The 23,904-nt window shown below is 64.5% G+C and carries 25 protein-coding genes; 13 read left to right on the forward strand and 12 right to left on the reverse strand.

Annotated elements, in window-relative coordinates; genetic code table 11:
* The first annotated feature begins 92 nt into the window (after nt 1–92).
* On the forward strand, nt 93–1,016 hold the full coding sequence (locus IB267_RS04610) for a bifunctional helix-turn-helix transcriptional regulator/GNAT family N-acetyltransferase (RefSeq protein ID WP_192446594.1): 924 nt from the start codon (nt 93–95) through the stop codon (nt 1,014–1,016).
* Here the strand turns inward: IB267_RS04610 and IB267_RS04615 are convergent.
* The 4 genes from IB267_RS04615 to IB267_RS04630 form a co-directional block, all read right to left on the reverse strand.
* Nucleotides 985–1,668, reverse strand: coding sequence for a histidine phosphatase family protein (locus IB267_RS04615; RefSeq protein ID WP_192446595.1), 684 nt, complete (start codon nt 1,666–1,668; stop codon nt 985–987). The two genes, IB267_RS04610 and IB267_RS04615, sit on opposite strands and share 32 nt — an antisense overlap.
* 340 nt (nt 1,669–2,008) lie before the next feature.
* Nucleotides 2,009–2,704: an SOS response-associated peptidase gene (locus IB267_RS04620; RefSeq protein WP_192446596.1), complete on the reverse strand. Its 696-nt coding sequence runs from the start codon at nt 2,702–2,704 to the stop codon at nt 2,009–2,011.
* A 93-nt stretch (nt 2,705–2,797) separates the two neighbouring features.
* Nucleotides 2,798–4,201, reverse strand: coding sequence for a DUF1254 domain-containing protein (locus tag IB267_RS04625; protein ID WP_192446597.1), 1,404 nt, complete (start codon nt 4,199–4,201; stop codon nt 2,798–2,800).
* Nucleotides 4,202–4,234: 33 nt separating this feature from the next.
* Complete coding sequence (locus IB267_RS04630) at nt 4,235–5,728, reverse strand: DUF1254 domain-containing protein (protein ID WP_192446598.1); 1,494 nt, start codon at nt 5,726–5,728, stop codon at nt 4,235–4,237.
* A gap of 377 nt (nt 5,729–6,105) precedes the next feature.
* Between IB267_RS04630 and IB267_RS04635 the strand changes: the two genes are divergently transcribed.
* From IB267_RS04635 to IB267_RS04685, 11 genes are all read left to right on the forward strand, one after another.
* Nucleotides 6,106–6,681, forward strand: a complete 576-nt coding sequence (locus IB267_RS04635; RefSeq protein WP_192446599.1) for a TetR/AcrR family transcriptional regulator — start codon at nt 6,106–6,108, stop codon at nt 6,679–6,681.
* Nucleotides 6,678–7,637, forward strand: a complete 960-nt coding sequence (locus IB267_RS04640) for a DMT family transporter (RefSeq protein ID WP_192446600.1) — start codon at nt 6,678–6,680, stop codon at nt 7,635–7,637. The genes IB267_RS04635 and IB267_RS04640 overlap by 4 nt, the downstream gene beginning before the upstream one ends.
* A 15-nt stretch (nt 7,638–7,652) precedes the next feature.
* Entirely contained in the window at nt 7,653–8,576 is a 924-nt protein-coding gene (locus IB267_RS04645) for a DMT family transporter (RefSeq protein WP_192446601.1), read from the forward strand.
* Between the two features lie 76 nt (nt 8,577–8,652).
* Nucleotides 8,653–9,384: a hypothetical protein gene (locus IB267_RS04650; protein WP_192446602.1), complete on the forward strand. Its 732-nt coding sequence runs from the start codon at nt 8,653–8,655 to the stop codon at nt 9,382–9,384.
* Between the two features lie 219 nt (nt 9,385–9,603).
* Entirely contained in the window at nt 9,604–10,038 is a 435-nt protein-coding gene (locus IB267_RS04655) for an Rrf2 family transcriptional regulator (protein ID WP_043616306.1), read from the forward strand.
* Nucleotides 10,039–10,205: 167 nt separating this feature from the next.
* Nucleotides 10,206–11,090, forward strand: a complete 885-nt coding sequence (locus IB267_RS04660; protein WP_192446603.1) for an NAD(P)/FAD-dependent oxidoreductase — start codon at nt 10,206–10,208, stop codon at nt 11,088–11,090.
* 143 nt (nt 11,091–11,233) lie between these two features.
* On the forward strand, nt 11,234–12,052 hold the full coding sequence (locus tag IB267_RS04665) for an arginase family protein (RefSeq protein ID WP_192446604.1): 819 nt from the start codon (nt 11,234–11,236) through the stop codon (nt 12,050–12,052).
* Between the two features lie 136 nt (nt 12,053–12,188).
* Nucleotides 12,189–12,983: a DUF1194 domain-containing protein gene (locus IB267_RS04670; protein ID WP_192446605.1), complete on the forward strand. Its 795-nt coding sequence runs from the start codon at nt 12,189–12,191 to the stop codon at nt 12,981–12,983.
* A 78-nt stretch (nt 12,984–13,061) separates the two neighbouring features.
* Nucleotides 13,062–13,586 (forward strand): MarR family winged helix-turn-helix transcriptional regulator, encoded by a 525-nt coding sequence (locus IB267_RS04675; protein ID WP_192446606.1) that lies wholly within the window; start codon nt 13,062–13,064, stop codon nt 13,584–13,586.
* The gene (locus IB267_RS04680; RefSeq protein ID WP_192446607.1) at nt 13,583–14,377 is read left to right on the forward strand and encodes a DNA alkylation repair protein; all 795 of its coding nucleotides are present in this window, start codon (nt 13,583–13,585) and stop codon (nt 14,375–14,377) included. The genes IB267_RS04675 and IB267_RS04680 overlap by 4 nt, the downstream gene beginning before the upstream one ends.
* 48 nt (nt 14,378–14,425) lie before the next feature.
* On the forward strand, nt 14,426–14,767 hold the full coding sequence (locus IB267_RS04685) for a DUF6616 family protein (RefSeq protein ID WP_192446608.1): 342 nt from the start codon (nt 14,426–14,428) through the stop codon (nt 14,765–14,767).
* 293 nt (nt 14,768–15,060) lie between these two features.
* On the opposite strand, the gene IB267_RS04690 is transcribed toward IB267_RS04685, so the two are convergent.
* The 3 genes from IB267_RS04690 to IB267_RS04700 form a co-directional block, all read right to left on the reverse strand.
* On the reverse strand, nt 15,061–15,486 hold the full coding sequence (locus IB267_RS04690) for a GNAT family N-acetyltransferase (protein WP_192446609.1): 426 nt from the start codon (nt 15,484–15,486) through the stop codon (nt 15,061–15,063).
* Between the two features lie 81 nt (nt 15,487–15,567).
* The gene (locus IB267_RS04695) at nt 15,568–16,359 is read right to left on the reverse strand and encodes a hypothetical protein (RefSeq protein ID WP_192446610.1); all 792 of its coding nucleotides are present in this window, start codon (nt 16,357–16,359) and stop codon (nt 15,568–15,570) included.
* Between the two features lie 196 nt (nt 16,360–16,555).
* The gene (locus tag IB267_RS04700; RefSeq protein ID WP_246765041.1) at nt 16,556–18,217 is read right to left on the reverse strand and encodes an arylsulfatase; all 1,662 of its coding nucleotides are present in this window, start codon (nt 18,215–18,217) and stop codon (nt 16,556–16,558) included.
* Between the two features lie 328 nt (nt 18,218–18,545).
* Between IB267_RS04700 and IB267_RS04705 the strand changes: the two genes are divergently transcribed.
* Complete coding sequence (locus IB267_RS04705) at nt 18,546–19,016, forward strand: group III truncated hemoglobin (RefSeq protein ID WP_192446611.1); 471 nt, start codon at nt 18,546–18,548, stop codon at nt 19,014–19,016.
* Nucleotides 19,017–19,069: 53 nt separating this feature from the next.
* Here the strand turns inward: IB267_RS04705 and IB267_RS04710 are convergent, their stop codons facing one another.
* From IB267_RS04710 to IB267_RS04730, 5 genes are all read right to left on the reverse strand, one after another.
* On the reverse strand, nt 19,070–19,990 hold the full coding sequence (locus tag IB267_RS04710) for a DMT family transporter (protein WP_205238432.1): 921 nt from the start codon (nt 19,988–19,990) through the stop codon (nt 19,070–19,072).
* Nucleotides 19,987–20,508 (reverse strand): MarR family winged helix-turn-helix transcriptional regulator, encoded by a 522-nt coding sequence (locus tag IB267_RS04715; protein ID WP_192446612.1) that lies wholly within the window; start codon nt 20,506–20,508, stop codon nt 19,987–19,989. The genes IB267_RS04710 and IB267_RS04715 overlap by 4 nt, the downstream gene beginning before the upstream one ends.
* A gap of 80 nt (nt 20,509–20,588) precedes the next feature.
* Nucleotides 20,589–21,149 carry a recombination regulator RecX gene (gene recX / locus IB267_RS04720; protein ID WP_043616341.1) on the reverse strand — a complete coding sequence of 187 codons (561 nt, stop codon included), beginning with the start codon at nt 21,147–21,149 and terminating at the stop codon, nt 20,589–20,591.
* A 301-nt stretch (nt 21,150–21,450) separates the two neighbouring features.
* Nucleotides 21,451–22,221 carry a siderophore-interacting protein gene (locus IB267_RS04725; RefSeq protein WP_192446614.1) on the reverse strand — a complete coding sequence of 257 codons (771 nt, stop codon included), beginning with the start codon at nt 22,219–22,221 and terminating at the stop codon, nt 21,451–21,453.
* Between the two features lie 265 nt (nt 22,222–22,486).
* Nucleotides 22,487–23,716 carry a PLP-dependent aminotransferase family protein gene (locus IB267_RS04730; RefSeq protein WP_192446615.1) on the reverse strand — a complete coding sequence of 410 codons (1,230 nt, stop codon included), beginning with the start codon at nt 23,714–23,716 and terminating at the stop codon, nt 22,487–22,489.
* Nucleotides 23,717–23,904: the final 188 nt, after the last annotated feature.

Consider the following 23,904-nt stretch of genomic DNA (forward strand, 5'->3'; position numbering starts at 1 on the left):
ACCGGGCTCGGACGCTTTGGTGCAATCCCGCTTGACAATGCTTGCCTTAGGCAACTAATTACCTGATTAAAGCAAATTCATAAGGACATCCCATGTCTCCGCAGCACATCGACGACCGCGCCCAGACGGTGCGGCGCTTCAACCGTTTTTACACCCGGCTGATGGGCCTGCTGCACGAACATCTTCTCGCCAGCGCCTTTTCGCTGACGGAGGTCCGTATCCTCTATGAGCTGGCGCATCGCTCCGGTCTGACCGCGAGCGACCTCTGCCGCGAACTCGGCCTCGATGCGGGGTATCTGAGCCGCGTCATTGCCGGCTTCGAGAAGAAGGGGCTGATCGAAAAGAGCCGCTCGCCGGACGACGGCCGGGTCACGCAGCTCACGCTGACGGATGCGGGCCGCGCGATCTTCCAGCCGCTGGAGGATGCGTCCCAGCGCGAAGTGGTCGCCATGCTGCAAAAACTCTCGGTGCCGGAACAACGGCAACTGGTGGGCGCCATGGGCGAGATCGAGAGCCTGCTTGCCGACGAGCGCACGCCGGGCTTCATCCTGCGCGATCCGCAGCCGGGCGACATGGGCTGGGTGATCCACCGCCAGGGCGCGCTTTATTCGCAGGAATATGGCTGGACCACCGCGTTCGAGGCGCTGGTCGCCGAGATCGTCGTCAAATATATGCACGACTACGATGCGAAGTCGGACCGCTGCTGGATCGCCGAAAAGGACGGCAAGGTCGTCGGCTCGGTGTTTCTCGTCCGCCATGACGAGACGACGGCGAAGCTGCGCCTGCTCTACGTCGAGCCGAGCGCCCGAGGCCTCGGCATCGGCCGCCGGCTGGTCGAGGAATGCATGCGCCACGCCCGTCTTCTCGGCTACATCAGGATGGTTCTCTGGACCAATGCCGGCCTCGATGCCGCCCGCCACATCTATGAAAAAGCCGGCTTCGCGCTGATCGAGGAAGAACAACACCACAGCTTCGGCAAGGATCTCACCGGCCAGATTTTCGCGCGGGATCTCTGAGAACGGCCGGCAACGCATCGCCGCCCCGGGGGGCGCAGCTATTGCGGGAACCGATGGCGGACGCCAGTTGCCGGCCGGTCGATACGGTGACGAGGTTGAACGCCCCATCACTGAGACGATAGAACCCATCCTGCGGCACCGGCAATTCCAGCATTTCCCGCCTGGAGAGGCCGGCATAGACGCCGCGCAGCAGCCGGCCGAACAGCCCATGGGAAATCGCGACCGTCGGCCGCCGGATATCCGCAAGCCAGCTTTTCGCCCGTGCGCAGGCGGCATCAAAACTCTCTCCGTCCGGCGAGCGGAAATACCAGTCGAAGACATCGGAGCCGTCGAGCAGACCCGGATACTCCATGTCGATCTCGAACTTGGTCATGCCATCCCAGCAGCCGACCGAAACCTCCATCAACCGCGCATCCTCGCGGGTCGCCAGCGGCAGCACCCGCTGAACCCTTTCAGCGGTTTCGCGGGTCCGTCCGAGCGGGCTGACATGCATCTCGAACGACTGCACATCTTCACCGATCTCGGCGCCCAAGAGGTGGGCGACGGCGTCCGCCTGCGCGACGCCAAGCCTCGTCAGCGGCGAATCCAGCTGCCCCTGGAAGCGACCGAGCGTATTCCAGACGGTTTCGCCGTGGCGCAGAAGATAGATCAAGAGCTGGCCTTCCTTCAAAACTTGTGGCTACCGATCGCTGTCGTTCGAACCGGCGTTCACAGATGCCTCCCACTCCGGCTCCGGCGATGGCACGCATCATCACTGGATGATGCAGGTTCCCGGCCAATCCCGGCAGGAGTTCCGCGCGCAACTTCCCAGAGACATCCCGGCAATCAGTACGCAGACGATGACGGCAATCTTTCGCGACATTACGCTACCTCAAGTTTCGGTCCCTCGTTTCTCACCCGTTCCGATCATCGCGTCAACGCGTTTCCCCAGCGGGAAAAAGGAGAAAGGCGATGAAAGTGCTGAGGCCACCCTTCGCGACGCCGTATCGCCCTCAATCCACCGGATCCAGAATGTCCGGCGTATCGTTCTTCGGCGAGCCGACCTTGCTGCCGATCTTCCACATGGTCATCATTTCAGGCGGAAACGGCTTCATCAGGTCAGGCGCCTCCGGCTCAGGCGAGAGCCAGCGCTCGTAATCGTCGGGGTGGAGGATGACAGGCATGCGGTCGTGGATGTCGGCCATCAGCGCGTTGGCGTCGGTGGTGACGATAGCGAAGGTGCGGATGTCCTCGTCGGTTGCAGGGTTGCGCCAGCTCTCCCAGATGCCGGCAAGGCAGAAGGGTTCGCCCGTCTTCATCGCGATCGCATAGGGCTGCTTGTCCTTGCCGGTGCCGTGAATGTCCTTCCACTCGAAAAAGCCGTCGATCGGCACAAGGCAACGGCGGCGCTGATAGGACGAGCGGAATTTCGTCGCGATCGTGTCGGAGCGCACATTGACCAGCGGCCTGCCCGCCTTCGGGTCCTTCGTCCAGCTCGGGATCAGCCCCCAGCGCGCCGAAACGAAGACCGGGCCGAAGAGATCGGGATCGCGGATCACGTCGCGGATGATGATCGGATAGATCAGCGTCGGCGCACCGTTATAGCGCGGAAACTGGTTGGCGATCGTCTCTATGCTGCCACGCTCGGCAAAGCCAAAGGCGCGCAGCAGCCCCTCGAGATTGGTCTTCAGATAGACGCGTCCGCACATGGTGGCTCCTTCCCGCCCGCGGCTGCATGCATAGCTATGGCTCCGCCGGAATGCGTCAACACCGTCACTTTGCAAGTACGGCATTTGCAAGCGCTACGGCATCTTCTCCACGTCGGGCAGCTTCCAGCTTTTCTCAAACAGCGGCTTTTCCGGCCCGTAGAGCCGGAAGAGCAGCTCGAATTTCCCCTTGGGATCGACCGGAACCCAATTGGCTTCCTTGCCAGCGGGCGCCTTGGCGCCGAAATAGACATCCACCGAGCCGTCGGCGTTTTTCGCGACACCCTTGCCGATCGAGGCGACGCTGGCCTTGTCCAGGTTGCGCACCAGCGCATGGGTCTCGCGGTCGTAAACCGTCACCGACCAGTATTGCTTGACCGGCGCATCCTTCGGCACGACGAGCTTGTAATTGGCCGCCCCGTCAAAGGCATTGCCGTCCTTGTCCTTGTTGGCCATCAGGTAGAACTGCGCCGTGCCGATGCGCTTGATGCCGGTAAAGCCGAGCGTGTAGGTCACGCCGCGGGCATCCACCGGATAGGCATCAGGATCGTCGTAGCCGCCCTGCGCCGCCTTCACCATGTCGGCCATCGCCGCCGGGAACCAGCGGATGCCCTCGTTGATGACCGGGAAGCCCTGGTCGTAGCGCTGCGACAGGATCGCATGCGCCTCGCGGGCGGATGCGTCGAAGATCGCCGTGGTCTCCGGCTTCGGCTGGTAGGGCTTGCCCTTCTCGATGCCGAGCGTCTTCAGCTGGTCGATCATCACCCGGTCGCGCTCGAGCCACGGCTCGGTCTGGACGACCCGGTTCAGATTGTCGAAGAAGCTGGCGTCGAAGCGGATGGTGCTGTCGAAGAGCACGTCATAGGCATCTGTGAAAACCGTCGCCGGCGGGTTGTCGGTCACCGGCATCGGGTAGATCTTGATCTTCTTGCCATAGGCGACCGACTTTTCGACATCGGCCACATCGTGGCTCTTGAGGTTGGAGCGCAGCAGCGCAAAACCGGTGAAGGTATCGGAGCGCAGCGGAATGTAGCCCTCCGGCACCTCGCCCATATAATCAGGCGGCAGGATCAGGTACTTGCCGCCCTTGCCCTCGTCCGCCCCTTCGGGCCCCGCATCTTCGAGCGGCATCTGCCAGGCGTTGACGATGTTGCCGGCGATCGACCCGCCTTCGGCCGGCGGGATCTCGATGACGATGGGCCCGTCCTTCACGTTCCAGAACGACATGAAGTAGATCGAGTCCGGGTTGGGCGTCAGCGTCTGGTTCTTCCAGTTGACCGGCTTCGACCAGTAGACGATCTCGTTGACCTTGGCCTTCGTCGTCGAAAGCATCGCCTGCAGCATCAGGTCGGCATTGACCGCCGGCATCCCCCAGATGACCGCCTCCACCGCCCGACGCTCGATCGCGCGCTTTTCGAGGTTTTCGGGCGAAAGGTCCTGGGCTGCAAGGCTGATGGTTCCGGCAACGAGCGCAAGGGCCGTGAGCGAAACGCGGAGCATCTGTTTTCTCCTATTGCTGGTTGGCGCGCCGGGTCACTTGACCTCGACGAAATCCTCGAGCTTCCACGACTGGTCGAACCAGGGCGTCAGCGGGCCATAGAGCCGGAAGATGGTGAACCAGCTTTTGCCCGGGATCGTCTGGATCCAGTTCGGATTGTCGGCCGGCTTCGTCGGCGAGAAGATGATGTCGGTCGAGCCGTCGGCATTCTGCTTCAGGTTCTTTTCGCTGGAAAGGCTCGGAAACTGCTGGTCCGTCTGCAGCATGGAGCGTGTCTGGGTGTCGTAGACCACTACCGACCAGAAATCCTTGGCCGGCGCATTGGCGGGCACGTGCAGCCGGTAGGTCTTGGCGCCGTCGAAGGGCTTGCCGTACCTGTCGAAATTGGTCGCCGCATATTGCGAGCCGATGCCGGGCATGGCGACCGCCATCGCCGGCGTGTTGATCGTCGCGGCATAGAAGAACAGGGTGCGCGCATCGAAATTGCGCCCGCCGTCCTTCAGCCATTCGTAGCTGCCGCCGATGAAGGGCGTCGTCCATTTGCGGTCGGGATAGATCAGCACAGCCGGATCGCGCGGGCGGAAATCGATGGCGCGCGCCGTCGCGTTGCCGACGGCAACCGCATCGGTCAGGATCTTCTCCATGCGCCCATCGGGCTTGAAGGGCTTGCCCTTCTCCATGCCGATCGCCGTATAAATGCCGGTCATGTCGGGCCCGTAGGCGCCGGCCGGTTCCTCCTGGATGATCTGGTTGACCTCCTCGAAGAACTTCATGGTGTTGGCGTGAACCGTGTTCATCGCCTTGCCGGAGAGGTTGATGAAGGTGGTCTCCGGCGGCTGATCCTTCTTCTCATAGGGATAGACCCGCAGGTTCTTCTTCAGGCTCGCGACACCCGGCGCCGGATCGCCGTCCTTCATGAAGGCGCGGCCGAAGAGCAGGTTGCCGTAGGTCGGGCTTTCGAAGACGAAATAGCCCTCGGGCTTTTCGCCCTTCCAGCCCGGCGGCACGAAGAGATATTTGCCGCCCTTGCCCTTGTCGGGCCCGGCATTGCCGAGGTCGGTCACGTAGCGGAACCAGAAATCGTCGACGACGCCGAGAATGCCGGGCGGGCTTTCGACGACGACGGGGCCGTCCTTCAGGTCCATCCAGTTCCAGAAATAGACCGTCTCGGTGTTCGGCGTCAGGTAGAGCGATTTCGAATCCATCAGCGTTTCGAAGACGCCGATCGTGCTGTTGACCGCCCCCACTTCGCGAAGCCCGGTGCGGATCGCCACCATCGAGGCGCCGGGAATGCCATTGAGAAACGCTTCGATGCCGCGGCTGAAATCGAGCTGGTCCCAAACCTTGCTCGCCGTCTCCGCCGTCGGCACGCCGTCGTCGAAGGTCAGCGTGCCGATGCGCGTCTCGACGCTGCCCGGTGTCAGGATCTCCTCGGGTATGTCGGTCGTCATCTTGAAGCTGTCGGCAAGAGCCGGAGCCGCCAGCAAAACGGCGCTGCTGAGGAGGATGGCACGCAAGGCAAGGGTCATCTGTGTCTCCAACGATCAGGATCGGATCGGGCTGGGACAGCGCCCCAAACCCTCTGGCATCGGCCCGTTCCGCGGCGTTTCGGCCTGCCGGCGGCATCGTTCCAGCCTTGCCGGAGTAGACCCTTCGCGCCCCCGTGCCGGAAGTACGTAACAGTTACGTCGGGTGGCGAGCGCCGGTTGCAGCGGCAGCCACTTAAGGCCCCGGATCAACGCTCCGGTTTGGCCTCCTCCTCCGCCCCTTCGCTGAGCCCGGAACAGGCCATCCGGCAGGCGCGATCAGCAACGACTATCCCGCCCTCTCGCCCGCGCCCTTGGCGCGATACTTGACAATCCCCCCAAATAGGTAGATCGGTCTACCTAGAAATGTGGAGAAAGCCATGAGCGAGAAAGCACCGGCGCGCGAGCGCCTGCTGAAGGCGGCAGCGGAACTCTTCTATCGGGATGGAGTCAGTGCCACCGGCATCGATGCGATCACCGCCCATGCGGGCGTCGCCAAGATGAGCCTTTACAACAACTTCTCGTCCAAGACCGATCTGGTGAACGCCTATATCGAGGCGCGCCACCGGGAATGGCAGGACCTTTATCGTGAGCGCCTGGCCCATGCGGCAACGCCGAGAGACCTTGTATTGGCGATCTTCGACAGCTATGTCGACCACGCCGAAATGGCCTATTCCTGGGGTTTCCGCGGCTGCGGGCTCCTGAATGCCGCAGCCGAGCTTTCGGTCGGCGATCCCGCCCGCGACATCGTCGCCTCGCAGAAGGACGAGGTGGAAACGCTCTTCAAACAATATCTCGCCGAGATGAAGCCCGACGCGGGTGCCGCCATCGACGAGACGGCGGAGCACCTCTCCTTCCTGCTCGAAGGCGCCATGTCGCGCGCCGGGCTCGACGGTCATGACGCCCGGCTGAAGACCGCGCGCCGGATCGCCATCTCGATCATGGACCAGCTATGACCTCCCGAAATTCCGCTTCTCTCGTCGGCTTTGCCTGCGTACTCACCGCCTCCGCGCTCTGGGGCACGACCGGCACCACCGCCACCTTTGCCAGTGGTGTCAGCCCGCTCGGCATCGGCGCCGTCGCCATGGGCCTTGGCGGCCTGCTGCTCGCGCTGACGGCGCTGCGCTCGATCGTGAAAAGCAGGGCAAAGCTCACCGCGCAATGGCCGATGCTGTTGCTCGGCTCGCTGTCGGTCGCGATCTATCCGCTCGCCTTCTACTCCTCCATGCATCTGGCCGGTGTCGCCATCGGCACCGTCATTTCCATCGGCTCGGCGCCGCTCGCCGCCTCGCTGATCGAGCGTTTCTTCGACGGTCAGAAGCTGACCACCCGCTGGCTGCTGGGTGCTGCCGCCGGCCTTGCCGGCGCCGTGCTTCTGACCCTCTCGGAAAGCCACGGCAGCCGCGGTGCCGCCGACCCGACGGCTGTGCTCTACGGCATCCTGCTCGGCCTCGTCTCCGGCCTGCTTTATGCCCTCTATTCCTGGGTGGCACGGCGGCTGATGCAGGCGGGCATTCCACCGCGCGCCGCCATGGGCTCGATCTTCGGCGTCGGCGGCACCTTGCTGCTGCCGGTTCTCGCCGTCACCGGCGCGCCGCTGCTTGCCTCCACGACCAACATCGCCGTCGGCATCTACATGGCGCTGGTGCCGGTGCTGGTGGCCTACGTGCTCTTTGCCTATGGCCTCGCCCGCGTGTCGGCCACCATGGCGACCACCCTGTCGCTGCTCGAGCCGGTCATTGCCGCCGTCCTTGCCGTCGTCATCGTCGGCGAGCGCCTGCCGGCCGAGGGCTGGGCGGGCATCGGGCTCATCGTCGGCTCGCTCTTCATTCTCACCCTGCCGATACCGGGCCGCCGCCGCCGAACCAGGTCATCCGCCGCCGCGGTCGATGCGGCCCTTTCCACCCGCTGACGCCGGACCCTTGCCATGAGCGACGTCGCCGCGCTGCCCTCCCGCCGTCCAAACCGGGTGTGGGCGGTTTCGATCCTGATCCTGCTCGAGGCAGCACTTGTCATCTCCTGGAGCGCCGGTTTCGTCGGCATCCGCTTTGCCATCGATCATGCGCCGCTCTTCCTGATCCTTCTCTGGCGCAGCCTCGTCTCCGGCCTCATCCTCCTGCCCTTCGCCCTGACGATCGGGCCGAAGATCCGCATGAAGAACGCCGTACCGCAGATGCTCTTCGGCGCGCTTGCCATGTCCGGCTATCTCGCGGGCTTTGCGCTGGCGATCTCCCATGGCGTGCCGACCGGCCTGGTGGCGCTGATCACCGACATGCTGCCGCTTGCCGTCGCCATCCTCTCCTGGCCGGTCCTCGGCCAGGCCTTGACCGCCCGCCAGTGGCTCGGCTCCTTCATCGGCCTCACCGGTGTCCTGATCGCGTCCGGCTGGTCGCTCGATGTCGGCAACGTGCCGCTCTGGGCCTATGGCCTGCCGGTTCTCGGCACCCTGTCACTGGCGCTGGCGACACTGCTGCAGAAGCGTAGTGCGGCGGGCGCCATACCGGTGCATCAGAGCCTCTGCATCCAGTGCCTCTCGGCATCCGCCATCTTCGCGCTCCCTGCCTGGCACGAGGGCAGCGTGCTGCCGGTTCTCGATCCGGGCTTCGTCGGCGGCATTCTCTGGCTGGTCTTCATCGCCACTTTCGGCGCCTGGAGCCTCTATTATCTCGCGCTCAAAAAATCCTCGCCCGCCCGCGTCACCGCCATCCTTTATCTGAGCCCGCCCGTGACGATGATCTGGGCCTTTATCATGTTCGGCGAGCCGCTCTCCTGGGCCATGGCCGCCGGCCTCGTCGTGTCGCTCGCCGGCATCGTCATCGTCGCACGGGGGCAGAGCCAAACGCACGTTTAGGAAAGCTATCCACTGACCGCTTGCATCTTGCGGTGGTGTCTGCGACAGCTTCGCTCCAGACAACTGGGGAGCAGCCATGAGTTTTTCCGAAGTCAAGCCACGTCACGTGCTCTGCCTGCTCGGCGGAGACCGCCCCTTCTCCGAACTTCGCGAGGTGATCCAGTCGGCGATCGAGAGTTTCGCGCCGGGCTTCGAGATCGACGACACCTTTTCCGAGGACGCGCCTGACGATCGCATGTCGATGTCCTTCGAGGTCTGCCGGGATCGCGTCCACAAGGCCGCCTGGAGCGAAGCGGACGAAGAGGCCGTCGGCGACCACCGCTCGGTCATCTATGTGCTCGGCCCGCCGATGACGGCGGAGGATGCCGTCAAACATTCAGCCATCGCACTTCGGCTGGTCGCCCACACCCTCGATAACGGCATCGTCGCCGCCAAGGGCGAGAGCGCCGGCGTCGCGCACGGCGTTGAGAGATGGAAAGCGCTGGCCCAGGACGCGGAAGGCCAGACGGGCGCTGCGCTTGCCCGCCCCTGCCGCCTCGCCTTTGCCAAGCGGCCGATCGGCACGGACGAACATCTCTACAGCGTCGGCTTCCACCTGGTCGGCATACCCGAAGTCTACGCGCCGAAGATCCTCTCCGACGACGAACTGGCCCTGAGCGCGTTGATCGACACCGTTGCCGACGAGGTCGTCACCGACGGCGTCGATCAGGTGCTCAAGCGCCGCGGCGCAAGATTGCTGCCCGTCGACGCCTACGGCGAGGACGAGTTCAAATACAATCCCTACGGTGCCATCCATCTGGCGTCCTAGTCAGGACGGTGGATATCGCCTCATCCCTGTGTCGCAGCGATCCAGCAGCGCTGCGTCGGCGCGGCGCAATACGCGGTTCCGGTGTATCGCCTTCCGGCTTGTGGGAAGAAGCCGCTCGCGCTAGGCGAGATGGCTCGCACACCCCGTGACTTGCAATAGCGAGCCACCGCCCACCACGCCCCCTTGCGTCACACCTCGATTCGTAATAATTGAAGTTACATGAAAAAAGACAGCCGCCTTTCCTCCGTCCTGCACGCGCTCCTGCACATGGCCGAGCGCGGCGAACCCTTGACCTCGGACGAGCTTGCCATGTGCATGCGCACCAATCCGGTCGTTGTCCGCCGCACCATGGGCTTCCTGCGCGATGCCGGCATCGTTTCCTCCGCCCGCGGCCATGCCGGCGGCTGGGCGATCACCGCCGATCTCAAGACCGTGACGCTTCGGCAATTGCACGAAACGCTCGGCGAGCCCGCGATCTTTGCCATCGGCAACCGGCAGGAAATGCCGGAATGCCTTGTCGAGCAGGCGGTCAACGCTGCGCTCGACACCGCCTTTGCCGAGGCCGAAGCGCTGCTGCTCGAGCGTTTCGCCCACGTAACCCTTGCCGACCTCGCAGAGGACTTTGCGCGGCGGCACCGGCTCCGATCACAATGAAAGCAGCCGGTCGATCCGTCCTGACGTGATCGATCCCGACACATCCGACCGCCCCGGAACCGCGTAAGCGGTTTTCCGGCCGGAACCCTATTGCCCAAAGCTCGGGTCGACACACTGGTTGAAGGAACCGGTGGGCTCGCCTGCGCCCAACCGAAAGGACTATCCCCATGCAACAGGACGTCATCATCATCGGCGGCAGCTATGCCGGCATGGCCGCCGCCCTTCAGCTTCTGCGCGCCCGCCGCCGCGTGACGATCATCGACGAGGGCGTTCGCCGCAACCGTTTCGCCAGCCACTCCCACGGTTTCCTCGGCCAGGACGGCATCGACCCCGGCGAGATCGCCGCGACCGCGCGCAAACAATTGCTCGCCTACCCCACCCTCACCTGGATCGACGGCCGCGCCATGACGGCGAGCGGCAAGCAGGATGCCTTCGTTGTCACCACAGCCGATGGCGCATCCTTCGAAGGCCGCCGCCTGCTCTTTGCCACTGGCGTCAAGGACGGTCTGCCTGACATCGAGGGGCTGACCGAACGCTGGGGCAAGAGCGCCTTCCATTGCCCCTATTGCCACGGCTACGAGTTGCACCAGGGCGAGATCGCCGTCATCGCCGCAAGCCCGATGTCGATCCACCAGGCCCAGCTCATGCCCGAATGGGGCAAGGTCACCTTCTTCACCAACGGTGCGATCACGCTCGATGCCGAAGGCCGTGCCGACCTCATCCGGCGCGGCGTCACCATCGACGAAACCACGGTCGCACGGCTCGAAGGCCATGCCGACGTGATACTGACGGATGGCCGACGCCTGCCCTTCGCAGGCCTCTTCGTCGCCACCCGCACCACGCCCGCAAGCGACATCGCCGAACGCTTCGGCTGCGAGATCGAGGAGACCCCGATGGGCCTGCAGATCCGGGCCACGGCCGCCAAGGAAACCACCATTTCCGGCGCCTATGCCTGCGGCGACGTCGGCCGCGTTCCCCATTCCGTCTCGCTCGCCGTCGGCGACGGCGCCTGGGCCGGCGCGCAACTGCACCGCTCGCTGGTGTTCGGTTAAGCCACCGGCACTGGCCGGCGCCCCGCAGTGGCCTGACGGGAACCGAACGGACGCAACCGCTTTGCGCCGTTCGGCTCCCCGTCTTGCCAAATCGACGGCCTCTGTGCTTCGTTCGCTGCAAACGCGAGTTGGAGCCCGCATCAATGTCCCTTGCCCTCACCTGCTTCCAGGGTCGCGCCGGCGATCACAACGACCTCGGCATTCCCGGCGCGAAGTCCGTTGCCGCCCATCTCGCCCGAAAGCTCGGCCTCGAAACCGTCACGATCGGTGAACCGGAACCGGCGCTGAACGGCCACTGGACGGTCGAGCTCGAAGCGGCGATGCCGACGCTCCGGCGCATGCGTGATCGGTTCGAAACGATCTACGCCGACGGATCGGTCTCGCTGGCCGCGACCAGCCGTTGCGCCGTCTCGCTGGCAACGCTGCCCGCCGTCGCCAGGCACCACGGCGATGCGGTCATCGTCTGGTTCGATGCCCATGGCGACCTGAACACGCCCGAGGCCAGCAGCACCGGCTATCTCGGCGGGCTGGCGCTTTCAGGCCCCTGCGGCCTCTGGCAGTCCGGCCTCGGTGATGGGCTCGCAATCGAAAATATCGTGCTCGTCGGCCAGCGCGACCTCGATCCTTTCGAAGCCGAACTGATCGCGGCGAAGCGCATCCCGCATATCCGCCCCGGCGCCGACCTGCCGCAAAGGCTGACGGAGGCCGTCGCCGGCCGGCCGGTCTACATCCACCTCGACTGTGACGTGCTGAACCCCGGCATGGTGCCCACCGACTATCAGCACGAGGACGGCCTGTCGCTCGATGACCTGCACGCGGCCTGCGTGGTTCTTGCCAAGAGCAAGGTCGTCGGGCTGGAAATCGCCGAGTTTCAGGATGTCTGGGAGGACGGCGGCGAGCCGGTGTCACCCGGACCGTTGATCGAAGCGCTGGACCCGCTCTTGCAGAAGCTGCGCCGCTGACCCGACCAGAGATTGGCGGCCTGCTGCCTGACCGCAGGGCGCCCGGTCGGCGTTGATCCATCGACATTACCCCGCATTGCACGCAACCGGTTTGGGCGTAGCATGGATATCACGCTCGCCTTCGGTATCGGCTGCCATGAAGCTCGGATCGGTTCTTCTTGTCTGCGCCTGCCTGGTCTGCGGAAGCGCCTCCGCCGAGCCGCTGAGGGTCGATCTCGAACTGGTGCTCGCCGTCGACGTCTCCTATTCCATGGAGCTCGACGAGCAGCGCCTGCAGCGGCAGGGTTATGTCGCCGCCTTTCTGGAGCCCGCCCTCATCGAGGCGATCGAGACCGGCCCATTCGGCCGCATCGCCGTCACCTATGTCGAATGGGGCGGCTCGGCGGCGCAGGTCACGCCCTGGACGCTGATAGACGGCCGCGGCACCGCCGCGCAATATTCGGAGCTGCTGCGGCGCCAGCCGATCCGGCGCATCGCCTTCACCTCGATCTCCAACGCGCTGGCCTTCACCCGCCGCCTGTTCGACTACAGCCCCTTTGAGGGCAGCCGCCGCGTCATCGACATCTCCGGCGACGGTCCCAACAATTCCGGTGTGCCCGCCCCCGTCGCCCGCAACTCCACCGTTGCCCGCGGCATCACCATCGACGGCCTGCCGATCATGCTGAAGACCCACGCCGCCCGGGACTCTGCCGCAATCCCCGACCTCGACGCCTACTACCGCGAATGCGTGATCGGCGGCGACGGCGCCTTTCTCGTCAAGGTGACGGACAGCGGCGAGTTCGCCCGCGCCATCCTGCGCAAGCTGGTCACAGAAATCTCCGGCCTGGAGGTCAGCCGACTGTCACCCGAAACGGTCCGCCCGATCCAGTTCGGCGAGGGCTACAATTGCTTCATCGGCGAGGAGATGCAGGAGCGGATGATCGGGCGTTAGCGCAAGTCTGCCGCCTATCCACAGGCAATAGCCAACACGCCGTTGACTCCAGTTAGGCACCTTATTATCTGTCGCCTTATGACAATGCTGGAACAAAAACACCGGGCCCTGCTGCAGGAAGCCGAGCGTCGGGCAGTCGCCGAAACCGGCAACATGCGCGCCTGCTTCGAACTGCTGGCGCTCACAGGCGCGATCGACCGGGACTGCGCCGCAAGACTGGCACCCCACCGGCTTTCGGAAGGCAAGTTCGTTATTCTCTTCCTGCTCAACGATCAACCCGAGGGCCTGTCGCCGCACGAGCTTGCCGATCGCGCCGGCGTGACGCGCGCCACCATCACCGGGCTCATCGACGGGCTGGAGCGCGACGGCTTCGTCGAGCGCCGCTCGGGCCTTAATGACCGCAGGAAGATCGCGGTCGTGCTCACCGAAACCGGCCGCAAGACTGCGGGCAACCTGCTCGGTGAACACAGCGGCTGGATCGCCTCGCTCTTTGCCGGCTTCAGCGCCGATGAACACCAGACGTTCCACACGCTGCTCCAGCGCATCTGGCGCAATCTCGAGGCCGGCGCCAAACCCAGGAACACGCCGGAAATAAAGACGTGAGCGGGAGCAGGACCAACGAACGCGGCGTCAGCGCCATTGGTGCCGAGCGCCTGGCGCAGCTGAACGCCGGAGCGGAAGCGACGACCCTGACCGAGTGCCTGGCTGTCGATTTTGCGGCGCTGATGGAGAGCATCATTCCCGGCATCGGCTGCGATGCCCTTGACGAAATGAAAGCAGCCGCCCCGGCCGGCATCTCCCGGCGCATGCCGCTTGCGGCAAGGCTGATCGCGGATCGCCTCGGTCCCTCCGCCTTCGAGACGCTCGCGCATCATTCCTCGGACACGGTGCGGGGCTGGGCCTGTTTCATGGTCGCGGCCGCGGCTGACATGTCCCTCGCCGAGCGGCTGGCCGCGATCCGGCCCCTCGCCGACGACAGCCATTTCGGTGTGCGCGAATGGGCCTGGATCTCGGTTCGCCCGCATCTCACCGCAAATCTGGATCAGGCGATCGCCCTGCTTGCGGCCGGATGGACGCCGGATCCATCCGAACGCGTCCGCCGTTTCGCCTCGGAATCCATCCGCCCGCGCGGCGTCTGGTGCGCCCATATCCAAGCGCTCAAGAAGGAGCCCGAACGTGCGCTGCCCGTGCTCGAACCGTTGCGTGCCGATCCCTCGCCTTATGTGCAGGATTCAGTCGGCAACTGGCTGAATGATGCCGCCAAGGATCGGCCGGAGTGGGTCCAGGCGCTCTGCGCGCGCTGGCCCGCCGAAAGCGCGGGGCCTGCAACAGCCCGCATCTGCCGCCGCGCGCTTCGGTCCATCGCCACGAAATCCAGTTCCGGAAACGCTTGAGAGCGCCCGGAACTGCATAACCTCAGACTGACAACAAGAAAGCAGACCATGCCTCACTACCTGACCGAACTTTACAGCGCCAAGCCGGCTTGGCTCGCCCTTCCCCGCCAGGGGCGCCAGCAGTTCCTGGCCGCGATCGGCTCCGCCATGCCGGGCCTGTCGGCGCTCGGCGTCGAGCTCATCACCTTCGGCAAGGTCGACCAATCGAAGCTGCATGCGGCATCGCAGACCTTCTTCGCCGTCTGGCGCTGCCCGGATGCGACCGCACTCGAAGCCCTCGTCGTCGGCATCGCCCAGTCCGGCTGGCACGAATATTTCGACACGATCAATGCCGCCGGCCGCGGCACCGACCTCGCCGGCCACCTCGCCGAACTCGGCGCCGCCGCTTGAGGCAATTACGGTAAAAATCCGACACGATCTCCCGTTCGCTACACCCAGGTTCTCCAACCTGCCACCTAAGCGCACGGGGGATCGCCAAAACACCTGGGTCCGCCTGATGCTGCGGGCCGGCAACAAAATTTCACGAACAACATTTGCGCCAATATCGATGCGCCGGATGGCGAGGCGGCGCTGATCCACGCGGCACTGGCGATGGCCTATCCGGTCGACCAATTCAGCGATTGCGTCTGTACGGAAGTCGCGTAGGGAAGGCTCGGCGGTCGGCTCTTGCCGGCCATTTCAGATCACGACCGGCTTAAGGGGCTGTAGAACACGATCTCCGGATCGTTCTCGTCGAGATTGTCGATATAGCCGCTGGGCCGGAACCCGGCCTTGACCAAGAGGTCCTGCATCGGGTGGTTCGACATGTTGGTCGAACTGAAGAGCTTCGTGCCTGACGACATCGACTGGAAATGCGCAATCAGTGCGGCCCCCAGACCACGCCGGCGCCAGGACGCGCCGACCATCAGCATCTCGATAAAGGCGTGGCCGAAGAAGTGCCGGGTCAGCACGCCATAGGCGGCGACCTCGCCATCGATCTCGATGAGATGGCAGCAGCCCGTCTCGATCCAGCGGGCGATATCGGCGCGTCGCTGCGGGTCTTCCGCCGCGATCGTGTCGATCGCGCAGAGCGCCGGATGGTCGTGGCCGACCGCCAACCGAATTCGCATGGTGCAACTCCCCCAGGGTTGCGCGGGAAACTAGGGGGAGATGCCGGCCGGCGCAAGCAACGGATTGGGGCGCTTGCACTCTCACTGCGGTGCGCTTGAAAAGCCCTGCCGGGTCCACTGATAGACCGAGATATCGGTGCGAAAGTTGCCGATACGGGGCGACGCGAGATCGAGGATGTTGACGATGATCGCCGTCCAGACGAGCGTCAGAAGCACGATCAGCATGCGCACCGGCCGGCCCTTGAGGCCGAACTGGTAGCCGAGCGCGCCCATGCTCAGGATCATGACGCCGAGCAGCAGCCAGAAGATCTGCGATGGCAGGCGGATGCCGAGCGCATAGCGTTCCGCCGTGCTTGCATCGAAGGTGTCGTTGACCGCCGCCATCAGCGATGCCGAGATCGGATCGGGATCCTGCTGTATGATCGTCGTCACCCGCCGCCAGATCTGCTGCTGCAGCTTCGACGTGTCGTCGTTTGCCTTGGCGAGCGCTTCGTCGTTGCGCCCGGCGCGCACGAAGTCCTCGCGCGCCCTGGTATAGTCTTCAAGCATCTTGGCGACATCGAGCGCCTCCGGCGTGCCGATCGCCTTGGCGCGCAGCCAGGCGGTACCGATGGCATTGGCCTCGGCAAGCGTGCCCTGCCGCCGCTCGGTGAAGCGCGTGGTAGAGAACGAAAGCGTCAGCGCCAGCACGAAGGCGAGCAGGCCCAGCATGCCGGCTACGACGACGCCGACATTCTCGATCTGGCCACCGGCCCGCTCCTTGCTGCGCACGCCTAAGCGATAGCCGATCTCATGGGCGGCGAGCTGGCCGACAAGGAGAACGGCGGCGAAACCAATGACACTGATTTCAGCAAGCGATACCAGAAAATCCATGAAACCCCTCGGGTTCAGCCGCGCGCACGAATGGGGTCAAACGGCGCACCGACGGCAATACTGTCTTGGGAAAGACTGGGCCAACGCGGGCCGGAAGACCGCGCGACCAGATTGCTCCGCCTGGCTGGAAAGCCGGGCGCAAGCAATCCGCAAGGAGGCCCGCCGCCGGCTGAAGCCGGCGGCGGGGCTTTTCTCGTCAGCGTGGAGCAAGGCTTTCCAGCTCGCCGAGCCGCTTCATCGCGGCCTGCTGCGCCAGCCAGCCGTAGTTGATGCCGCTGGCGTTCAGCGTGCTTCCGGCCTGGTACGGATAATCGTTGAAGTCTTGGAAGAACTCCTTGATCTTCGCCTGTATCGGCACCAGCAGCCACATGTTGCGGGCCAGGAACTCGATCGCTCCGCCGCCGTCCTCCATGCCGCGTTCATAGGGATCCATGCGCAGGTTGGCGATGACCGCCCAGCTCGTGACCTCGCGCTGCGCGGTGGCGATGTTGCCGTGGCTCGCCTGGGCAAAGCTCAGCTTCCAGTCGTTCCAGCGCAGCGCGTTGAGGTTGCCGCCCTGGTCGAAGTAGTAGACGGTCTCGCGCGCCGGCTGCTTGGCCTCACCTTTGAGGGTATCGGTCAAGTCGTAGCCGTCGAGATGCACCTTGAAGGTCTTCGAGGTGCCCTTGAAGCCTTTCTTCATCTCTTCCTTGACGTCGCCGACGCCGGCAGCCGTCGCGAATGTCGGCAACCAATCCATCAGCGTCACAGGGTCGTTGATCTGCGTGCCCGGCTTCACCACACCCGGCCAGCGCACCATCATCGGAATGCGGAAGCCGCCTTCCCAGGTCGTGCCCTTTTCTCCGTGGAACATCGTCTGCGCGCCATCCGGCCACAGCGCCAGTTCGGCACCGTTGTCGGTGGTGTAGAGCACGATGGTGTTGTCGGCGATGCCGAGATCGTCGAGCTGCTTCAGGAGCTGGCCGACATGACCGTCATGTTCCACCATGCCGTCGGCATGGATGCCCTTGCCGGTCTTGCCCATCGAGTCCGGCTTCAGGTGCGTGAAGACGTGCATGCGGGTCGAGTTGAACCAGCAGAAGAACGGCTTGTCGGCCTTGACCTGCCGGTCGATGTAGTCCTTGGCGGCTGTCAGGAACTCCTCGTCGATCGTTTCCATGCGCTTGGTGTTGAGCGCGCCGGTGTCCTCGATCTTGCCGTCGGCGCTCGACTTGATGACGCCGCGCGGGCCGAACTTCTTCTTGAACTCCGGATCCTTCGGATAGAAGTAGCCTTCCGGCTCCTCCTCGGCGTTCAGGTGGTAGAGGTTGCCGAAGAATTCGTCGAAGCCGTGGGCGGTCGGCAGGTGCTCGTCACGGTCGCCGAGGTGGTTCTTGCCGAACTGGCCGGTCGAATAGCCCTTGGTCTTCAGGACATCGGCGATCGTCGGCATCCAGTCCTGGATGCCATGCGGGTCGCCCGGCATGCCGATCGTCAAGAGCCCGGTGCGGAACGGCTCCTGGCCGAGGATGAACGAGGCGCGTCCCGCCGTGCAGCTGTTCTGGCCGTAGCTGTCGGTGAAGATTGCACCCTCGGCGGCAATGCGGTCGATATTGGGCGTGCGATAGCCCATCAGGCCCATCGTATAGGCGCTGATCTGCGGAATGCCGATATCGTCGCCGAAGATGACGAGGATGTTCGGCGGCTTGCCGCTTGCGGCGGTGGAGGACGACTGCGCCTTTGCCGGGCTCACCGAAGCTCCGGAAGCAACCAGCGATGCCGCCGCAAAGATCGTTCCGCTCAAAAGCAGGTCACGGCGACTGACGTCCGTTACCCCGTTCTCGGCCATATCAGGATTGGCCTTGTTACCGTCGCGCATGCTCATCGTATTCTCCCTGTTAAGGCGATCGGAAATGCACTGCTGTCGAGGACCGGGCGAATGATGCGCTTGAGGGGGCGGGTGTCCAAGTACGTAACAGTTACGATGTGCCGCTCCGCAACCGTTACTGCGCCGCGCACTGCAGGCAATCCGTTGCAAGGCCGGGGTGAGCAGCCGGCGAGCAGCCCTTGGAGAATTCGACCGGTGCCACCCTGACAGATTGCCGCAACCGCCCCTTTCGCCTCTGGCGCGACACCCCCGCATGCCTATATGCAAGGCGCCAAATACAAGCACGCAGACGCACGGCTATTTAGACAGGGACATCGGGATGGACGACAACGACTTGCAGGGCCGCGCCGCCCATGTCGCGGCGATCCGCGAGCGAGCGGAAGCCGAGATGAAGGCGATCGGCATCGATGCGGCCTTCATCGACCGTCTCGTCGAGACCTTCTATGCCCGGGTGCTTGCCCATCCCGAGCTCGGCCCCGTCTTCGACGCCAGGCTTTCCGGCCGCTGGCCGGAGCATATGGAAAAGATGAAGAGCTTCTGGTCGGCCGTGGCCTTTCGCAACGGCGCCTATGGCGGCAAGCCGGTGCAGGCCCATGTCGGCGTCGCCAATATGACGCCGGATCTCTTCCCGAAATGGCTGGATCTCTTTTCCACGACGCTCGACGACATCGCCCCGAACGGCGAGGCCAAGGCCTGGTTCATGGCCACGGCCGAGCGCATCGCCCGCAGCCTGACGCTGTCGCTGTTCTACAATCCGGCGATGGACGATCCGGCGCTGAAGCGCGGATAGTCGCGGCCGCTCTTGCGCCGTCGATCCCCGTGACCCCCGCGCTTGCATCGGTGTCACCTGCGCGAGACCTGCGATGCGACGGCGACCGAGGCGATGATGACGAGCGTGCCGATCGCCTGCCACAGCGTCACCGCTTCGCCGAGGAAAAATGCCGCGCCGCCGATGCCGAAGACCGGCGTCAGGGTCAGGAACAGCGCGGCAGTGCTCGCGGGCAGGCGCTTGAGACCGATCAGGTAAAGCCAGAAGGCAAGCGCGTATTGGACAATGCCGGATATTAGCGCCAGCGCCAGCATTCCCGCCTCCGCGGCAGCAAGGTCCTTGCCGATCGCCTGAGGCGAGACCCAGGCGAACAGGAAGGCAAGCACGAAGATGAGACCGACCGACTGCTGCAGCGCCGCGAGCACCAGCGGATCGACCTTGGCGACGAGCCGGCTGCTAACCACCACGTAGAGCGCCGCAAACACCGTGCCGAGAATGACGAGGAGATCGCCGGCCGGGCTGAAGCCGCTTTCGGCGCCGTGCGCCCCCGTGACGATCGCAACACCGGCCATCGCCGCAAGGATCGCAAGCAGGGTCGGCAGGCCGACCTTCTCGCGAAACAGGAGCCAGGCGAGCAGCGCGATCAGCAGCGGTTCGGTTGTGGCGATCAGCGAGGCGTTGCCGGCTGTCGTCAGAAGCAGGCCGAAGGTGCCGAAGACATAGGCGAGCCCCGGTTCGAGCACGCCGCTCAGCGCCGCCAGCCGCGTATGGCGATCGAAGCGCAGTCTTTGCCGGGAAACGCCGACGGCGCTCCAGAGAAAGGCGACGCTGGCGCCGAGCTGCAGGCTGACCAGCAACGGCGGCGAAAAAGCCGAAAGCGCGCCCTTCGACATGACGGTGGCAAAGCCCCAGCAGGCGGCGGAAAGCACCATGGCGGCAACCGCAGCCCCAAGCCCGAGCTTACCGGCAACCGCCTCCTGCCCGTGCCCGGTCACGGCCCGGCCTCTCGGGCGACCGCAACGCGCTCGACCGGACAGGTCTCCGGCGTGCAGACGGTCTCGTCGCAAAGCCGACAGATATGGTCGGCGCTGTGGCGGTCCGCGGTTAGCGCCGCCAGCATTTTCTCCACCATCGGTTCTAGATCGACCTGCTGCCACGGATCGAGTGCTGCGACCGCCTTTTCGACCGCCCTTCGGCGGGCATCAAGAATGTCGCTGCGCAGGGCCATGCCGGCTGCCGTGAGCGATAGCGCGACTTGGCGCTTGTCCTCGCCCCGCCCCCGCTCGATCAGCCCCTGGGCCACCAGCCGATCGACCGAGCGCACGGCGGCCGATTGCGTAAAGCCGATGATCGGCGCCAGCGCGCCGACGGACATTCCCTGGTGATAACCGACCGTGATCAGGGCAGCGGCGTCGCTCGGAACGACGCCGAGCTTTTCGCAGGCGCTGACCTGGGCATCGGCGAGAGCCGTGCCGAGTGCCGCGACCAGATTGACGAAACGAGTCGATGCCATATTAAATGAATGACTCATTCATATGTTTATTTTTGGGCGCGGTCGTTGGCGGCTCTGACGGCAGGAACTGACCCTTAAGGTCAGAGCGAGCGACCCGAAAACAGGATATCCTCGGCTTCGTCGATCGACATCGCAAAGACCCGCTTGCCCAGTTCGAAGCCGAAGCCGCCCCGAGCAAAGGCCGAAAGCTCCTTGGCCGTGCGCTTTTCGTCGAGCGCCGCCTTGCGGAACGGTCCGAAGGCGCGCTTTCGCGCCAAGACGACGGCCGCATAGAGATCGTCGGCTTCCGCCACCGCCGCAGCGACGGCATCCCGCGCGACGCCCTTTTCCGACAGCTTCTGCGCGATCGCCCGCTTCGACTTGCCGCCACGCATGGCCGAGCGGGTCTTGATCTCGGCGTAAGCTTTGTCGTTGAGCGCGCCGTTGTCATAGGCAAAGGTCACGGCGGCAGCGGCCAGCAGCTCCACCTGGTTGACGCTGATATCCTCGAACTTCTCCCGCGCCTTGCGCGAGATGGCGTCGAAGAGTTGCTTTTCCGTCAGCATCTGCCGCGCCAGCCGATAGGCAGCCGAATTGCGCGCCCAGGCATACATGCGCGGCGTCGGCTGATCGGATTGCGCTTGATCGTCGATGAGGTCCAAGCCTGCCCTGCCCTCGAAGTGAACCACGGGTGGCAGCCGTCGTTCCACAGGATCGGATCGACGTCGCCCAAGCAAGCGAAATGAGCTGACTCTCCGCGACAAGGCAACCGCGCACCCGGGCAACCGCGCGTTTTTCCCGGCCTTGTTCTGCCGGCCCTGCTCTATCGGCATCAGTGCGGCAGGCGCCCCTTCGGAAAGGCGCGCCTGAGGCAACCGCGGGAGACGCGCGCGGAACTTGCGATCCGCCGGCCGAGCGTTCCCGTCGCGATGCCCTGACAAGGGCACCGGAGCGCGGGATGGTCTATTCGAACTTCTCGGTGCTGTCGGCCTTGCCCTTCACCCAGTAGCCCGAGGCTTTCAGCCAGGTGAGCGGCAGGCCGCGCTCCTCGACGAAGTGGGCGCGGATCGCCCGGGTGACCGCGGCTTCGGCCGCGATCCAGACGAAGGTGCCCGGCTCGAGTGGAACCTGGCGCACCACGGCAAGCAGCGCCGCCGGGTCATGTGCCGCGTCGAGCGGGCGATAGGCCCAATGGGTTTCAAGCGCCGCTTCGGTGCGGAAATCCTGCCGTTCCTGCGGCCCGGTGACGACCGCGATGCTGGTGACCTGATGGCCCGCCGGTATTTCCTCGATCCGTCGGCCGATCGCCGGCAGCGCCGTCTCGTCGCCAATCAGCAGCCAGCGCTTGAAGTCTCCCGAGACGACCGCCGAGCCCCGCGGCCCGCCGATTTCGAGATGATCGCCGACCGCGGCATTCATCGCCCAGGCCGTCACCGGCCCCGCCTCGTGCAGCGCGAAGTCGAGCACCAGCGTGCAGGCGTCGGTGTCGTAGCGCCGCGGCGTGTAATCCCGGTGCTCCACCGTGCCATCGGCGCCGGGCACGAAGATCTTGATATGGTCATCCGCCCCGAGACTGACGAAGTCGCCGAGATCGTCGCCGGAAAGCGTGATCCGCAGCATGCCGGGCGTGACCCGCTCGATGGCGGAAACGACAAGCGATCGGCGCTTCAGCTCGTGGCGAACACGTTCGATACGCGGCGTCGGGAGATGGGAATAGGCGGGAAAATTGTCCATTTGCATCCTTTGGGGGCCTTGAAAGCTCGATCCGCAGGACACAGTCGCGCAGATCGAAGCCGCTTCTGGCCGTTCGATCATACGCGTTGAGTGACGTTAACGCTTACGTGGCCGGGCGTGCCCGGTCATGTCCGTCCTGTCTATCGGAAGGCCCCGCTTCGATCAATGCGTCATCTTGACTAAAAGAAGAAGGTTTTACCAGCCAAAAGAAAAACGCGCCGGCGAAGCAAGCGCGTTTCTCGAAATCAAGAAGAGCTGAAGAGCCTTAGGCGGCCAGCGCCGCGACTTCGCCACGGATAAGGTCGCCGAGACGGCGGATGCCCTCGTCGATCATCTGGTCGTTGGCGCAGGAGAAGGAGACGCGCAGCGTGTTCTCGCCCGAGCCATCGGCAAAGAAGGCACGACCGGGAACGAAGGCGACCTTGGCCGTCTCGATCGACTTTGCCAGCAGTGCGGCGCCATCCATGCCCTTCGGCAGCGTCACCCAGACGAACATGCCGCCTTCCGGCTTCGTCCAGGACACGCCCTCGGGCATGTACTTTTCAAGCGCTGCGAGCATAGCGTTGCGGCGCTGCTTGTAGACCCGGTGGATCTTGGCCACCTGGTGGTCGAAGCCGCGCTCGGCAACGGTGCAGATCGCCATCTGGTTGATGGTCGAGGAATGAAGGTCTGCGGCCTGCTTCAAGAGCACCAGCTTGCGGACGACCTTCTCAGACGCGCAGACCCAGCCGACGCGAAGGCCGGGAGCGAGCGTCTTGGAGAACGAGCCGCAATAGATCGTGCGGGTGTTGTTGATGTCGCCCTTCTTGGCGATTTCGAGCGCGAGGATCGGCGGCACCGGCTCGCCGTCATAACGCAGCGACTGATAGGCAGCGTCTTCGATGACGGCGATATCGAGGTCTTCGGCCAGCTGAAGCACGCGCTCGCGCCCGGCGCGGTCGACGGTCTCGCCGGTCGGGTTGGCGAAGTCAGCCGAGAGATAGGCGAACTTCACACGGCCGCCGGCATCGGTTGCCGCCTGGCGGTAGGCTTCCGGCGTGCGGTTGCCGTTGGGGTTCAGCTGGTCGTAGGTCGGCTCGTAGGCGTTGAACGCCTGCAGCGCGCCGAGATAGGTCGGCCAGGTGACGAGCGCCGTATCGTTCGGCGACAGGAACAGCTTGCCGAGATAATCGAGGCCCTGCTGCGAGCCCGACGTGATGAAGATGTTGTCGGCGCCGGCGGGAATGCCGAGATCGGCCATCTGCTTGGCAAGCCATTCGCGCAGCGGCTTGTAGCCTTCGCTGACCGAATACTGCAGCGCGGCACTCACGGCCGGACCGGAAAAGATCTCCGCATAAGCGTCCTTGAATTCCGCATCCGGAAACAGCGCGGGATCGGGAATGCCACCGGCAAACGAGATGATGTCGGGGCGATCGAGCAGCTTCAACAGTTCGCGGATTTCCGAAGCGCGCATACGGCTAGAGCGCGTCGCGAAGATATGTTCCCAATCCAGCATGGGGTGTTTCCTCAAGAAGATTATTGCGGAAAGCGGTTCTCCGCTTTCTCCACGCGTTTTAGAGCGCCATGCGTTATCACGAACGCGCAAGGGACGCTCTAGCCTTTTCGTTCTAAAACACCTTTCCGCTTCAAGCGATCCCGCTTGCTTGCGGAAGACGGTGAAGCGACAGGATCATGGCCGAATAT

Origin of the sequence: Ensifer sp. ENS09, assembly GCF_014852425.1 — a bacterium.
Lineage (GTDB): Bacteria > Pseudomonadota > Alphaproteobacteria > Rhizobiales > Rhizobiaceae > Ensifer.

Bases quoted from the DNA above. Each gene is read 5' to 3' on its own strand.
- IB267_RS04610 (WP_192446594.1), top strand. From the start codon at position 93: ATGTCTCCGCAGCACATCGACGACCGCGCCCAGACGGTGCGGCGCTTC.
- IB267_RS04620 (WP_192446596.1), bottom strand. From the start codon at position 2,704: ATGTGCGGACGCGTCTATCTGAAGACCAATCTCGAGGGGCTGCTGCGC.
- IB267_RS04625 (WP_192446597.1), bottom strand. From the start codon at position 4,201: ATGCTCCGCGTTTCGCTCACGGCCCTTGCGCTCGTTGCCGGAACCATC.
- IB267_RS04630 (WP_192446598.1), bottom strand. From the start codon at position 5,728: ATGACCCTTGCCTTGCGTGCCATCCTCCTCAGCAGCGCCGTTTTGCTG.
- IB267_RS04635 (WP_192446599.1), top strand. From the start codon at position 6,106: ATGAGCGAGAAAGCACCGGCGCGCGAGCGCCTGCTGAAGGCGGCAGCG.
- IB267_RS04640 (WP_192446600.1), top strand. From the start codon at position 6,678: ATGACCTCCCGAAATTCCGCTTCTCTCGTCGGCTTTGCCTGCGTACTC.
- IB267_RS04645 (WP_192446601.1), top strand. From the start codon at position 7,653: ATGAGCGACGTCGCCGCGCTGCCCTCCCGCCGTCCAAACCGGGTGTGG.
- IB267_RS04650 (WP_192446602.1), top strand. From the start codon at position 8,653: ATGAGTTTTTCCGAAGTCAAGCCACGTCACGTGCTCTGCCTGCTCGGC.
- IB267_RS04655 (WP_043616306.1), top strand. From the start codon at position 9,604: ATGAAAAAAGACAGCCGCCTTTCCTCCGTCCTGCACGCGCTCCTGCAC.
- IB267_RS04660 (WP_192446603.1), top strand. From the start codon at position 10,206: ATGCAACAGGACGTCATCATCATCGGCGGCAGCTATGCCGGCATGGCC.
- IB267_RS04665 (WP_192446604.1), top strand. From the start codon at position 11,234: ATGTCCCTTGCCCTCACCTGCTTCCAGGGTCGCGCCGGCGATCACAAC.
- IB267_RS04670 (WP_192446605.1), top strand. From the start codon at position 12,189: ATGAAGCTCGGATCGGTTCTTCTTGTCTGCGCCTGCCTGGTCTGCGGA.
- IB267_RS04675 (WP_192446606.1), top strand. From the start codon at position 13,062: ATGACAATGCTGGAACAAAAACACCGGGCCCTGCTGCAGGAAGCCGAG.
- IB267_RS04685 (WP_192446608.1), top strand. From the start codon at position 14,426: ATGCCTCACTACCTGACCGAACTTTACAGCGCCAAGCCGGCTTGGCTC.
- IB267_RS04690 (WP_192446609.1), bottom strand. From the start codon at position 15,486: ATGCGAATTCGGTTGGCGGTCGGCCACGACCATCCGGCGCTCTGCGCG.
- IB267_RS04695 (WP_192446610.1), bottom strand. From the start codon at position 16,359: ATGGATTTTCTGGTATCGCTTGCTGAAATCAGTGTCATTGGTTTCGCC.
- IB267_RS04700 (WP_246765041.1), bottom strand. From the start codon at position 18,217: ATGCGCGACGGTAACAAGGCCAATCCTGATATGGCCGAGAACGGGGTA.
- IB267_RS04705 (WP_192446611.1), top strand. From the start codon at position 18,546: ATGGACGACAACGACTTGCAGGGCCGCGCCGCCCATGTCGCGGCGATC.
- IB267_RS04715 (WP_192446612.1), bottom strand. From the start codon at position 20,508: ATGGCATCGACTCGTTTCGTCAATCTGGTCGCGGCACTCGGCACGGCT.
- IB267_RS04725 (WP_192446614.1), bottom strand. From the start codon at position 22,221: ATGGACAATTTTCCCGCCTATTCCCATCTCCCGACGCCGCGTATCGAA.
- IB267_RS04730 (WP_192446615.1), bottom strand. From the start codon at position 23,716: ATGCTGGATTGGGAACATATCTTCGCGACGCGCTCTAGCCGTATGCGC.